This window comes from Geodermatophilus sp. SYSU D00703, assembly GCF_054050155.1.
The window spans coordinates 93,149-105,895 of the sequence record NZ_JBJGYU010000013.1 but is presented as its reverse complement, the minus strand read 5'-3'; the positions used below and the strand labels follow the sequence as shown (position 1 = coordinate 105,895).

Below are 12,747 nucleotides of genomic sequence, written 5' to 3'. Positions count from 1 at the left end.
AGTGTCCCCTGTGGGATGTCGTGCTGCTGTGAGACCGCTGACAGCAGGGATGACGGCGCGGTCCCTCAGCGCTGAGGCGACCGTGGCCGTGACGACCCTGCTCCGCTCCCGCCTGACCCGCCCGGAGGTCGCCGGCCGGGTGCCCGAGCCGGTGACGGTCACGGTGGCCCGGGTGGTGCGCCCGCAGCGGCGGCAGGCCTTCGAGCGGTGGGCGGCCGAGACGCTCGCGCTGGCCGCCATCTATCCGGGCAACCTCGGCGGCACGCTGCTGAAGCCGGGGCTGGGCAGCTCCGAGTACCACCTGGTGTACCGGTTCAAGGACGACGCGTCACTGGCCGCGTGGGAGAGCTCGCCGGAACGGCGGGAGGCGCTCGAGCGGATGCAGGAGATGGTCGACGAGGAGCGGTACGCCCGCGTGGCGGGGCTGGACAGCTTCTTCACCCGTCCGGCCACGCCCGGCCCGCGGTGGCGGTCGACGGTGCTCACCATCGCCGCGGTCTTCCTCATCACCTCGACGCTGCAGGTGCTCGTCATGCCACACCTCGCCGGCTGGCCGTGGCCGCTCCGGCTGCTGCTGTCGGCGTGCATCGTGGTGGTGCTGCTCGGCTTCGTCGTCATGCCGGCGCTCACCCGGCTGTTCGCCCGCTGGCTGCGTCCCCAGCGCTGACCCGCGGCGGCGCCGGTGGCCGGGCGCCCGTGAGAGGTCGTCAACGGTCCGCTTCGCCTGGATTCCCCGTCCTCCGCTGCCGATGGAGGAGGAGGCCGGTGGTCGGCCACCGCTGTCCAGGTACCCGAGGAGACGACATGACCTACCCGCCCCAGCCCGGCCCGGGTGAACCGCTCGCGCCGCAGCAGGACCGGCCGGCCCCGCAGCCGCAGGCATGGGGACAGCAGGGGCCCTACGCCCCGCCGGTCACGGGATGGGCGTCCCCGGCGTTCCCCCCGCAGCCGATCTCGCCACAGCCCGTCCCGGCGCAGCCTCCCTACGCCCAGGTCCCGGGTCAGCCGTACGGTGCCGCTCCGTATCCGGTCCTGCCCAAGCCCTACAAGGACAGCACGGCCGCCTGGTTGCTGTGGTTCTTCCTCGGCGCGTTCGGTGCCCACCACTTCTACCTGGGCCGGACGCAGTGGGGTGTGCTGTACGCCGTCGGGTTCGTCGTCAGCTGGCTGCTCGCCGTCGTGATCATCGGCTTCCTGGGCCTGATCGCGCTGTTCGTGCTGTGGATCATCGACGCCGCCCAGATGTCACGGCGCCTGCAGGAGTACAACGCGCACGCCTACGCGGTGAACCGGTCCCTCGGGCTGGCCTGAGGCCGCGCGGGCGTCGGGCGGGACCGGGGCCGGCCGGTCACGCCCGCACGCGCAGGCCCCGCGGGGTCGCGGCGAACCCGGCCGCCTGCAGCGCCGCCGACAGCGGTGTCGACTCGTGCACCGACGCGCCGTCGGCCTTCTGCACCACCATCCGGCCGAGCGCTCCGGCGGCCACCGCGCCGGACAGCGCCGTGGCCGCCTCCTTGAGCACCGTCTCGTCCTCGGTCCAGGACAGCAGCGTCTTGCCGCCGCGCTCGACGTAGAGCACCAGGTCACCGTCGACGAGCACGACGAGGGCGCCGGCTTTGCGACCGGCCCGGTGGCCGCTGCCGGCCCGCCGTCCGCTGCCGGTGCCCTCGCCGACGTCGACGGCCCCACCGTCGGCACCGCCCCCGTCCGGCCCGCCGGCCGACCGCTCGGGCCACGGCAGCGCCGCGCCGTAGACGTTGGCCGGGTCGGTCGCCGCCAGCACGACCGCGCCCGCCGGGACCCGGTCCGGGGTGGCGAAGCCGCGCAGCCGGTCGACCGAGCCGGGCGTGCCGAACTGCGCGGCGCCGAGGGTCTCGACGAAGTAGCCGCGCCGGGCCCGCCCGTTCTCCTCGAACGCGCGCAGCACCGGGTAGACCGCGGAGAACCCGCCCGGGACCTGCTCGGCCATCACCGCGCCACGGGTGAGCACGCCGTGCCGCTCCAGCAGTGCCTCGGCCCGCGCGGTGGTCCGCTTGGTGGGGTTGGTCTCCCGGTCGGGCAACCGGGACCAGCGCCCGGCGACCGTCGGCGGCCCGGTGCGGGTCGGCATGGCGGGCCGGCCGAGGCGGGGGCGCCCGTAGCGGGTGCGGTCGAGCCGGGCGCGCGGCGGAGCCGGCGACCGCTTGTGCGTGCCGCCACCGGCCAGCCGGGTGCGCAGCGGGGCGAGGGTGTCGTTGGTGAGGGCGCCGGCCCACACCAGGTCCCAGACGACGTCGGCGAGCGCGGCGTCGTCGGTGGAGCCGACGAGGTCGGACAGTCCGCGGAAGAACAACGCCTGCCCACCGGCCAGCCGGTCCAGCACCGCTGCGCCCACGCTGTCCTCCTCCGGCAGCTCCAGCGGGTCGGGCAGCAGCAGCGGGGCCAGGTCGGCGGGCACCAGGCTGACCCAGCCGTCACCCCCGGGCAGCCCGCCAGCCCCGGCCCAGAGCACCTCGCCGGTGCTGGTCAGCTCGTCCAGCATCGCGGGGGAGTAGTCACGCACCCGGGCCGGCAGCACCAGGGACTCCAGGGCGCTGGCCGGGACCAGCGCGCCGGCCAGCTGCTCGACCACGGCGAGCACGCCGTCCGGCCCCCGCATCCGGCTGCCCACCGACTGCCAGGAGGGGGTGAACCGGGCGAGGGTGTCGATCGGCACCGGCTCCACCTCCTGCCGGAGCCGGGCCAGGCTGCGCCGGCGGATCGAGCGCAGCACGTCCGCGTCGCACCACTCCTGCCCGGTGCCGCCGGGGCGGAACTCGCCGGTGACCAGCCGCCCGGTGCCCACCAGCCGTTGGAGGGTGGCGGTCACCACGGCGACGCCCAGGCCCAGCCGCTCGGCCACCTCGCTCGGCTGGAAGGGGCCGTGGGTGCGGGCATAGCGGCCGACGAGGTCGCCCAGCGGGTCGGGCACCGGCTCGGTGAAGACCTCCGGGACCCCCACCGGCAGCGCGGTGCCGAGGGCGTCGCGGAGCCGGCCGGCGTCCTCGATGGCGACGTGCCGCTCCTCTCCGGCGATGCGCACCACGAGCGCGCGTCGCGCGGCCACCAGCTCGTCGAGCCACGTGCCGGGCACACCGCGGGCCGCGGCCTCCGCGGGGGTGAGGTCCCCGAGGATGCGCAGCAGGTCGGCCGCACCGTCCAGGTCGCGGGCGTGGCGGTCGGCGGGCAACCGCTGCAGCTCGCTCTCGACCTCGGAGAGCGCCTCGGCGTCGAGCAGTTCGCGCAGCTCGGAGCGGCCGAGCAGCTCGGCCAGCAGTCCGGTGTCGAGAGCCAGGGCCTGGGCCCGCCGCTCGGCGAGGGGGGCGTCGCCCTCGTAGAGGAACTGCCCGACGTAGCCGAACAGCAACGACTGGGCGAACGGGCTGGCGGTCTGGGTCTGCACGTCGACGACCCGCACCCGGCGGGAGCGGACGTCGCGCATGAGCTCGACCAGGCCCGGCACGTCGTAGACGTCCTGCAGCACCTCGCGGGCCGCCTCGAGGGTGATGGGGAAGCTGGAGAAGTCGCTGGCCACCGACAGCAGCTGCGCGGCCCGCTGCCGCTGCTGCCACAGCGGCGTGCGCCGCCGGGGGTCGCGGCGGGGGAGCAGCAGGGCGCGGGCGGCGCACTCGCGGAAGCGGCTGGCGAACAGGGCGGAGTTGCCGACCTCCGCGGTCACCTCCCGCTCGACGTCGTCCGGGTCGAGGACGGCCAGGTCGGCCTCGGGCGGTTCCCCCGTCGTGTCCGGGAGACGGAGCACGATGCCGTCGTCGGAGTGCATCGAGGCGACGTCCACGCCGTACCGCTCGCGCAGCCGGGCGGCCAGCACCAGCGCCCAGGGGGCGTTGACCTGGGCGCCGAAGGGGGAGTGGACGACCAGCCGCCAGTCGCCGAGCTCGTCGCGGAAGCGCTCGACCAGCAGGGTGCGGTCGTCGGGGAGGTGCCCGGTGGCCTGCTTCTGCTCGGCGAGGTAGGCCAGCAGGTTGGCCGCGCCCCACTCGTCGAGCCCGGCCGCCCGCGCGCGGTCGCGGCCGGCCTCCGGCGTCGCCGACCCGACCTCGCGCAGGAAGGCGCCGAGCGCGCGACCGAGCTCCAGTGGCCGGCCGGGTGCGTCCCCGTGCCAGAACGGCATCTTCCCCGGCTGGCCGGGGGCCGGGCTGACCAGGACCCGGTCGTGGGTGATCTCCTCGATCCGCCAGGAGGAGGAGCCGAGCAGGAAGACGTCACCCACCCGCGACTCGTAGACCATCTCCTCGTCCAGCTCGCCGACCCGCCGGCCCCCCGAGCCCTCGCTCCCCACGAGGAAGACGCCGAACAGCCCGCGGTCGGGGATGGTGCCGCCGCTGGTGACCGCCAGCCGTTGGGCTCCGCTGCGGGCGGTGAGCGTGTCGGTGACCCGGTCCCAGGTCAGCCGGGGACGCAGCTCGGCGAACGCGTCCGACGGGTAGCGGCCGGCGAGCATGTCGAGGACCGCGTGCAGGGCGGAGTCCGGCAGCGACCCGAACGGCGCCGAGCGGCGGACCAGCGCCGCCACCTCGTCGACCGTCCGCGGCCGCTCCGACACGATCGCGACGACCTGCTGGGCGAGGACGTCGAGGGGGTTGCGCAGGTAGCGGATCGACTCGATCGCGCCCGCCCGCATCCGCTCGGCGACCAGCGCGCACTGCACCAGGTCGCCCCGGTACTTCGGGAAGAGCACCCCGCGGCTGACCGCGCCGACCTGGTGGCCGGCCCGCCCGACCCGTTGGAGACCCGAGGCCACGGTCGGCGGCGCCTCCACCTGGACGACGAGGTCGACCGCCCCCATGTCGATGCCGAGCTCGAGGCTGGAGGTGGCCACCACCGCCGGCAGCCGCCCCGACTTCAGGGCCTCCTCGACCACCGCCCGCTGCTCGCGTGAGACCGACCCGTGGTGGGCCGCGGCGACCGGCTGCACCCCCTCGGGCACGCCCCCGCCGGAGCCGGCCTGGGCCAGGAGCGCGGCGGCGTTGGTGCCGGGCGGGACCGTCTCGCCGGTGGCCCGTTCGTAGGCCAGCTCGTTGAGCCGGCTGGTGAGCCGCTCGGCCAGGCGCCGGGAGTTGGCGAACACGATGGTGCTGCGGTGGGCCTCGACCAGGTCGAGCACCCGCTCCTCGACGGCCGGCCAGATCGACGTCCGCGGCTGGTTGCCCGCCGCCGACCCTTCCAGCTCACCGGTGGGCTGCCCGAGGGTGCTCATGTCCTCGACCGGGACGACGACCGAGAGGTCCCACTCCTTGGCCGAGCCGGGGGCGACGACCTCCACCGGACGGCCGCCGGCCAGGAAGGTCGCCACCTCCTCGATCGGCCGCACCGTGGCCGACAGCCCAATCCGCTGGGCGGGGCGTTCCAGCAGCTCGTCGAGCCGGTCGAGGGACACCGCCAGGTGCGCCCCCCGCTTGGTGTCGGCGACGGCGTGCACCTCGTCGAGGATCACCGTCTCGACGCCCCGCAGCGCTTCGCGGGCCGAGCTGGTCAGCAACAGGAACAGCGACTCGGGGGTGGTGATCAGGATGTCGGTGGGCCGACGGGTGAAGGCCCGTCGCTCGTCAGCGGGGGTGTCCCCGGAGCGGATGGCGACCTGGATTGCGGGGCGGGGCAGCCCCAGCCGGGCGGCGGCCTGCCCGATGCCGGCCAGCGGCGCCCGCAGGTTGCGCTCGACGTCGACGGCGAGCGCCTTGAGCGGGGAGACGTAGAGGACCCGGCACCGCGCCTGCTGGTCCTCCGGTGCCGGCGTGCTGGCCAACCGGTCCAGCGACCACAGGAAGGCGGCGAGCGTCTTCCCCGAGCCGGTCGGCGCCACGACGAGGCCGTGCCCACCGCTGCTGATCGCCTGCCACGCCCCCTGCTGGGCGGGCGTGGGCTCGGCGAAGGCCCCGGTGAACCATGCGCGGGTGGCCTCGGAGAACCGGTCGAGGGCGGACACGAGCACCAGTGTCGCCCGCGGGTACGACAGTTCGCCGGGCCACGTGGCAGAGGCGGGAACGGCCCTTCCGTCGGGAAGCGACCTGCTCCTGGAGCGGGGGTGGTCTCGGGCACACTGACCGCCATGCGCCGCTCCCTGTACGAGGCCGAGCACGAGGACTTCCGCGAGATGGTCCGCGCCTGGGCCGAGAAGACGATCGTCCCGTTCCACGACCAGTGGGAGAGGGAGGGCATCGTCCCGCGGGACGTCTGGACCTCGGCCGGCGCCCAGGGGCTGCTGGGCACCGACATGGACGAGCAGTACGGCGGTGGGGGTGTCCGCGACTTCCGGTACCAGGCGGTCGTCGACGAGGAGCTCATGCGCATCGGCGCCACCGGTGTCGGGTTCACGCTGCACAACGACGTCGCCGGCCCCTACCTGCGCGACCTCGGCACGGAGGAGCAGAAGCAGCGCTGGCTGCCCGGGTTCTGCAGTGGTGAGCTCATCACCGCCATCGCGATGACCGAGCCGGCAGCGGGCAGCGACCTGCAGGGCATCCGCACCACCGCCCGGCGGGACGGCGACGCGTGGGTCCTCAACGGCTCCAAGACCTTCATCACCAACGGCATCAACGCCGACCTGGTCATCGTGGTGGCCCGCACCGACCCGGACGCGCCCGGCTCCAAGGGGATCAGCCTGCTCGTGGTGGAGCGGGACATGCCCGGCTTCGCCCGCGGCCGGAACCTGGAGAAGGTCGGTCTCAAGGCGCAGGACACCGCGGAGCTGTTCTTCGACGACGTCCGCGTGCCCGTGGAGAACCTGCTCGGCACCGAGAACCGCGGCTTCTACCACCTCATGGAGAACCTGCCCCAGGAGCGGCTGTCGATCGCCGTCGGTGCGGTCGCCTCCGCCGAGACGGTGCTCGCCCACACCGTCGAGTACGTCACCGCCCGCACGGCGTTCGGGAAGCCCGTGAGCAGCTTCCAGAACACCCGCTTCGTGCTGGCCGAGCTGAAGACCGAGCTGACCATCGCCCGGACCTTCGTCGACGAGTGCGTGCTGCAGCTCAACAGCGGCGACCTCACCCCGGTCGACGCGGCCATGGCGAAGTACTGGACCACCGAGCTGCAGAACAAGGTGGCCGACCGCTGCCTGCAACTGCACGGCGGCTACGGCTACATGGACGAGTACTTCGTCTCCAAGGCGTGGCGCGACGCCCGCATCCAGTCCATCTACGGTGGGACCAACGAGATCATGCGGGAGATCATCGGCCGCTCCATGGGGCTGTAGGCCGGGCGCGACGTGACCGCCGAGACCCGTGCCCTCCCGGACCCCACGGCCGTCCAGCGCCGCACCCTCGGGGTGCTCGGGTCCTCCGTGGCCCTCGCCGGTCTCGGCGTCACGGTCGGCATCACCGTCGGCGGTCTGCTGGCCCGGGACGTCGCCGGCACCGACAGCGCCGCCGGTCTGGGGCAGACCGCCAGCGTGCTCGGGGCGGCGGTCATCGCCGTCCCCCTGGCCCGGATCAGCGACCGGTCCGGGCGTCGGGCGGGGCTGGCCGTCGGCTACGCCCTCGCGGTCGTCGGCTCGGTCACGACCGTCGTGGCCACGCTGCTGTCGTCCCTGCCCCTGCTGCTGGCCGGCCTGTTCGGCTTCGGCGCCGCCACCGCGTGCGGCTTGCAGGCGCGCTACGCGGCCGCCGACCTGGCGGAGCCGGAGCGCCGGGGACGTGCGCTGTCGCTGGTGGTGTGGGCGACGACGGTCGGTTCGGTGCTCGGCCCCAACCTGGCCGGCCCGGGGGAGTCCCTCGGGGACGCGCTGGGGCTGCCGCCACTGACCGGCGCGTTCGCCATCTCGACGGCGGTCTTCGCCGTCGTGTCGGCCGGTCTGCTGGCGCTGCTGCGGCCGGACCCCCTGCTGCTGGCCCGCCGGCTGAGGGGGGTCGGCACCGACGGCGTCGCCCGGCCGCGGCGGGCGACCGTGGCGGCGCTCCGGGCGGTGTGGGCCGACTCCCGCGGACGCCTGGGCCTGACCGCGGTCGTGGTGGCGCACTCGGTGATGGTCGGCGTGATGGTGATGACGCCGGTGCACATGGGCCATGCCGGCGGGCCGGAGGGGACGACGCTGCGCGTCATCGGCCTGGTCATCAGCGTGCACGTCGCCGGCATGTACCTGTTCTCCCCGCTGGTGGGGCTGCTGGTCGACCGGGCCGGACGCCGCAGCACCGTGGCCGTGGCCGCGGTGCTGCTGCTGACCGCCGCCGCGCTCGCGGGCACCGCTGCCCCAGGAGACGCCGTCCAACTCGGCGTCGGCCTGCTGCTGCTCGGCCTGGGGTGGTCCTGCGGGCTGATCGCGGGCTCGACCCTGGTGACCGAGTCGGTCGAGGAGCGGCAGCGGCCCACCGCGCAGGGCGGCGCGGACCTGCTCATGGGGCTGGGCGCGGCACTGGCCGGCGTGGTCGGCGGCCCGCTGCTGGCCCTCGGGGGCTACGGGCTGGTGGCCGCGGTGTCGGCAGTGCTGGTCGCCCCGCTGGTGGTCGTCCTGGCCCGGAGCGGCTCGGTGCCGGAGTCGGCTCAGCGCCCCCGGTAGTTGCGGTAGAGCAGCACCAGCGAGGCCACGAGGCACAGCACGATGCCGATCTCGAGGACGAGGTCCCACGTCGACGACCCGGTGCTGGGGATCACAGCACCAGCGTAGGAGCCCGCCGCTCCCGGCGGTCCTCCTCCGGCGCGCGCTAGCGTCGAGGACGTGCGCCTGCAGGAGTTCTGGTCCCGCCTCTCTCAGACCTTCGGCTCCATGCGGGCCCAGAGCGTGGCCCGGGACCACGTCTTCTCCGCCCTCGGTGGGCGCACCGCGGTCGAGGCGATCGAGGCGGGGCTGCCGGTGCGCAAGGTGTGGCTGGCCATCTGTGAGGAGTACGACGTCCCGCAGAAGGAGCGGTGAGTCGCCGGCTCGGCGTGTCACCCTGGCAGTCGAACACACGTTCGGGCTAGATTGGACCCGCAGTCCACAGGCCGGGTGCCCGTCCACAGGTCCACCGGTTCCCCCGGAAGTGTCAGACCCCCGCCCTAGCGTCGACACCGACCCGCTCCACGCGACTTCCCGAAGGTGAGCACCATGGCAACGCTCGACCGCGACAAGGCCCTCGACATGGCCCTCGCCCAGATCGACAAGCAGTTCGGCAAGGGCTCGGTCATGCGGCTGGGCGACAACGCCGCCCAGGCGATCAAGGTCATCCCGACCGGATCCATCGCCCTCGACATCGCCCTCGGCATCGGTGGCCTGCCGCGCGGCCGCATCATCGAGGTGTACGGCCCCGAGGCCTCCGGTAAGACGACGGTCGCCCTGCACGCGGTGGCCAATGCCCAGGCCGCCGGCGGCATCGCTGCGTTCATCGACGCGGAGCACGCGCTCGACCCCGAGTACGCCCGCGCGATCGGCGTCGACACCGACGCGCTGCTGGTCAGCCAGCCCGACACCGGTGAGCAGGCGCTCGAGATCGCCGACATGCTCATCCGCTCCGGTGCGCTCGACATCATCGTCATCGACTCGGTCGCCGCCCTGGTGCCCCGTGCCGAGATCGAGGGCGAGATGGGTGACAGCCACGTCGGTCTGCAGGCCCGCCTGATGAGCCAGGCGCTGCGCAAGATCACCGGTGCGCTCAACAGCTCCGGCACCACCGCGATCTTCATCAATCAGCTGCGCGAGAAGGTCGGCGTCGTCTACGGCTCCCCGGAGGTCACCACCGGTGGCCGTGCGCTGAAGTTCTACTCGTCGGTCCGGCTCGACGTGCGACGCATCGAGACCCTCAAGCAGGGCACCGACGCCGTCGGCAGCCGGGTCCGCGTCAAGGTCGTCAAGAACAAGGTGGCCGCGCCGTTCAAGCAGGCCGAGCTCGACCTGCTCTGGGGTACCGGGTTCAGCCGCGAGGGCGGCCTGATCGACGCCGGCGTGGAGCAGGGCTTCATCCGAAAGTCGGGTGCCTGGTACACGTACGAGGGCGACCAGCTCGGGCAGGGCAAGGAGAACGTCCGCAACTTCCTGCGGGACAACCCCGACCTCGCCGACGAGATCGAGAAGAAGGTCAAGGAGAAGCTCGGCATCGGCCCGAAGCTCGACGAGCCGGCCCCGGCCGACAAGGTCGACTTCTGACCCGCCGATGAGCTGGCCCGAGGCCGGTGAGCGCGCCCGCTCCGGCCGTCGGCGCGGGCGGCGCCCCGGACTGTCCTCCGATCCGGACAGCACGGACGCCGCCCCGCCGAGCGCCGAGGACGAGGTCGAGGACGACCCCGGTGACCCCGAGCAGGTCGCCCGGTCGATCTGCCTGCGTGCCCTCACCGGCGCACCGAAGACCCGCCGTCAACTGGCCGACCTGCTGGCCAAGCGAGGAGTACCCGACGGTGCGGCCGAGCGGGTGCTCGACCGGTTCGGCGAGGTCGGCCTCATCGACGACGCCGCCTTCGCCCGCGCCTGGGTGACCTCCCGGCAGGCCGGCCGTGGCCTCGCCCGGCGAGCCCTCAAGGCCGAGCTGCGCGCCAAGGGCGTCGACGGAGAGGTCGCCGAGGAGGCGGTCGCCCTCGTCGACGACGAGGACGAGTGGGCAACCGCGCGCCGCCTGGTCCAGCGGCGTCTGCCCAGCCTGCGACGGGTGGACCGTGCCACCGCCGAGCGCCGGCTCGTGGGCATGCTGGCCCGCAAGGGCTACGGCTCCGGGTTGGCGGCGTGGGTGGTCCGCGAGGCCCTCGACGAGGACCGCACCGACGAGGAGTCCGACGAACCCGGACGGCACAGCGAGCTCGGCCTGGACGCCTGGCTCCCCTGAGCGGGGACACGCAGCGGGGACCACGGAGAGCCCGGTCGCCCGGTGTCCGGCGGCCCGACGTGAGCGTCCCCGGATCATCACGCCGGTTCTCCGGACGGCGCGGGCCCAGCACCCGACGGGGTCCTGGGCCCGCCCCGTCCGTCGCACCGCCCCTCGAGGCCCGCCGACCAGGGCCCGGGCGAGTTCGGTGGAGGAACCTCCGTCGAGAGGGCGCGGCCGCTCAGGTGGGGTCGGGGTCCCGCGGGCCCTGCCGTGGGCCGGCCGTCCCGCCGATCTCCGAGGCGTAGGGCTCGTGCCGGCGCCCCACGTGCGCCTCTTCCTGCAGCCGCTCGATGAGGTGCGGGTAGTGCATCTCGAACGCCGGCCGTTCGGAGCGGATCTTCGGGATCGCCAGGAAGTTGTGCCGCGGCGGCGGGGACGACGTCGCCCACTCCAGCGAGTTCCCGTGGCCCCAGGGGTCGTCGCGCAGCGCCAGTTCCCCGTAGCGCCACGAGCGGTAGACGTTGTAGAGGAACGGGATGATCGACGCGCCCAGCACGAACGAGAAGATCGTCGAGACCGTGTTCAGCGTCGTGAACCCGTCGGAGGGCAGGTAGTTGACGTACCGGCGCGGCATCCCCTCGTTGCCCAGCCAGTGCTGCACCAGGAAGGTGCCCCAGAAGCCGATCAGGGTCATCCAGAAGTGCAGCTTCCCGAGGCGCTCGTCCATCATCCGGCCGCACATCTTCGGGAACCAGAAGTACACCCCGCCGTACGCCGCGAACACGACGGTCCCGAAGACCACGTAGTGGAAGTGGGCGACCACGAAGTAGCTGTCGTTGAGGTGCCAGTCCAGCGGCGGTGACGCGAGCAGGACGCCGGTCAGCCCGCCCAGCAGGAACGTGACCATGAAGCCGATCGCGAACAGCATGGGCGTCTCGAAGCTCATCGCACCGCGCCACATGGTGCCGATCCAGTTGAAGAACTTGATGCCGGTCGGCACGGCGATCAGATAGGTCAGGAAGGCGAAGAACGGCAGCAGCACCGCGCCGGTGGCGAACATGTGGTGCGCCCACACCGTGACCGACAGGAAGGCGATCGCGATCAGGGCGAAGATCATCCCCTTGTAGCCGAACAACGGCTTGCGGGAGAACACCGGCACGATCTCGCTGATGATCGCGAAGAACGGCAACGCGATGATGTAGACCTCGGGATGGCCGAAGAACCAGAACAGGTGCTGCCACATCATGGCGCCGCCGGCTTCCTCGTTGTACACGGCTGCGTCCAGCTGCCGCTCGGCGAGCAGGGCCATGAGCGCGGCGGTCAGGATGGGGAACGCGATCAGGATCAGGAAGCTGGTGACCACCGCTCCCCAGGTGAAGATCGGCATCCGGAACATCGTCATCCCGGGCGCGCGCAGGCAGATGATCGTCGTCAGGAAGTTGACGCCGCCGAGGATCGTGCCCAGGCCGCTCACCGCCAGGCCGGCGATCCACAGACTCCCGCCCAGTCCCGGCGAGCCGAGGTCGGTCGACAGCGGCACGTAGGCGTACCAGCCGAAGTCCGCGGGCCCACCGGGGACGACGAACCCCGCCCCAGCGGTGAGCGACCCGAACAGGAACAGCCAGTAGGAGAAGGCGTTCAGCCGCGGGAAGGCGACGTCCGGCGAGCCGATCTGCAGCGGCATGATCAGGTTGCCGAAGGCGAAGAACAGCGGCGTCGCGAAGAACAGCAGCATCACCGTGCCGTGCATGGTGAACAGCTGGTTGTACTGCTCGGGCGAGAGGAACTGCAGACCCGGCCGGGCCAGCTCGCCGCGCATGAGCATCGCCATCAGCCCGCCGCCGAGGAACCACGCGAAGGACGTGAACAGGTACAGCAGGCCGATGACCTTGTGGTCGGTCGTCCGCACCAGACTCAACAGCAGCGAGCCCTTGGGGGCGTGCGGCTGGGCGGTCGGACGGCTGACGATCGGGTGCGGGGCCAGAACGGTCATGTGGGCGCT

At 73.2% G+C, this 12,747-nt stretch carries 10 protein-coding genes; 7 read left to right on the top strand and 3 right to left on the bottom strand.

Going from position 1 to position 12,747, the window contains the following annotated elements; all coding sequences use genetic code 11:
- Positions 1–88: 88 nt before the first annotated feature.
- The gene (locus ACI782_RS14535) at positions 89–667 is read left to right on the top strand and encodes an antibiotic biosynthesis monooxygenase (RefSeq protein ID WP_456910361.1); all 579 of its coding nucleotides are present in this window, start codon (positions 89–91) and stop codon (positions 665–667) included.
- A gap of 137 nt (positions 668–804) precedes the next feature.
- Positions 805–1,311 carry an NINE protein gene (locus ACI782_RS14530; RefSeq protein WP_456910359.1) on the top strand — a complete coding sequence of 169 codons (507 nt, stop codon included), beginning with the start codon at positions 805–807 and terminating at the stop codon, positions 1,309–1,311.
- Positions 1,312–1,348: 37 nt separating this feature from the next.
- Here the strand turns inward: ACI782_RS14530 and ACI782_RS14525 are convergent, their stop codons facing one another.
- Positions 1,349–5,962 carry an ATP-dependent helicase gene (locus ACI782_RS14525; protein WP_456910357.1) on the bottom strand — a complete coding sequence of 1,538 codons (4,614 nt, stop codon included), beginning with the start codon at positions 5,960–5,962 and terminating at the stop codon, positions 1,349–1,351.
- Between the two features lie 123 nt (positions 5,963–6,085).
- On the opposite strand from ACI782_RS14525, the gene ACI782_RS14520 reads away from it, so the two are divergent.
- Together ACI782_RS14520 and ACI782_RS14515 are read left to right on the top strand one after the other, a co-directional pair.
- The gene (locus tag ACI782_RS14520) at positions 6,086–7,231 is read left to right on the top strand and encodes an acyl-CoA dehydrogenase family protein (RefSeq protein ID WP_456910355.1); all 1,146 of its coding nucleotides are present in this window, start codon (positions 6,086–6,088) and stop codon (positions 7,229–7,231) included.
- Positions 7,232–7,243: 12 nt separating this feature from the next.
- Positions 7,244–8,530: an MFS transporter gene (locus tag ACI782_RS14515; RefSeq protein ID WP_456910353.1), complete on the top strand. Its 1,287-nt coding sequence runs from the start codon at positions 7,244–7,246 to the stop codon at positions 8,528–8,530.
- On the opposite strand, the gene ACI782_RS14510 is transcribed toward ACI782_RS14515, so the two are convergent.
- The gene (locus ACI782_RS14510; RefSeq protein ID WP_456910351.1) at positions 8,515–8,625 is read right to left on the bottom strand and encodes an LPXTG cell wall anchor domain-containing protein; all 111 of its coding nucleotides are present in this window, start codon (positions 8,623–8,625) and stop codon (positions 8,515–8,517) included. The genes ACI782_RS14515 and ACI782_RS14510 overlap by 16 nt on opposite strands.
- 64 nt (positions 8,626–8,689) lie before the next feature.
- Between ACI782_RS14510 and ACI782_RS14505 the strand changes: the two genes are divergently transcribed.
- The 3 genes from ACI782_RS14505 to ACI782_RS14495 all read left to right on the top strand — a co-directional run bounded on the left by ACI782_RS14505 (position 8,690) and on the right by ACI782_RS14495 (position 10,763).
- Positions 8,690–8,884: a DUF3046 domain-containing protein gene (locus ACI782_RS14505; RefSeq protein ID WP_456910349.1), complete on the top strand. Its 195-nt coding sequence runs from the start codon at positions 8,690–8,692 to the stop codon at positions 8,882–8,884.
- Positions 8,885–9,058: 174 nt separating this feature from the next.
- Positions 9,059–10,093: a recombinase RecA gene (gene recA / locus ACI782_RS14500; protein ID WP_456910347.1), complete on the top strand. Its 1,035-nt coding sequence runs from the start codon at positions 9,059–9,061 to the stop codon at positions 10,091–10,093.
- 7 nt (positions 10,094–10,100) lie between these two features.
- Positions 10,101–10,763, top strand: a complete 663-nt coding sequence (locus tag ACI782_RS14495) for a regulatory protein RecX (RefSeq protein WP_456910345.1) — start codon at positions 10,101–10,103, stop codon at positions 10,761–10,763.
- Positions 10,764–10,983: 220 nt separating this feature from the next.
- On the opposite strand, the gene ctaD is transcribed toward ACI782_RS14495, so the two are convergent.
- The gene (gene ctaD, locus ACI782_RS14490) at positions 10,984–12,738 is read right to left on the bottom strand and encodes an aa3-type cytochrome oxidase subunit I (RefSeq protein WP_456910343.1); all 1,755 of its coding nucleotides are present in this window, start codon (positions 12,736–12,738) and stop codon (positions 10,984–10,986) included.
- Positions 12,739–12,747 lie beyond the last annotated feature (9 nt).

Bases quoted from the DNA above. Each gene is read 5' to 3' on its own strand.
- ctaD (WP_456910343.1), bottom strand. From the start codon at position 12,738: ATGACCGTTCTGGCCCCGCACCCGATCGTCAGCCGTCCGACCGCCCAG.
- ACI782_RS14495 (WP_456910345.1), top strand. From the start codon at position 10,101: ATGAGCTGGCCCGAGGCCGGTGAGCGCGCCCGCTCCGGCCGTCGGCGC.
- ACI782_RS14520 (WP_456910355.1), top strand. From the start codon at position 6,086: ATGCGCCGCTCCCTGTACGAGGCCGAGCACGAGGACTTCCGCGAGATG.
- ACI782_RS14530 (WP_456910359.1), top strand. From the start codon at position 805: ATGACCTACCCGCCCCAGCCCGGCCCGGGTGAACCGCTCGCGCCGCAG.
- recA (WP_456910347.1), top strand. From the start codon at position 9,059: ATGGCAACGCTCGACCGCGACAAGGCCCTCGACATGGCCCTCGCCCAG.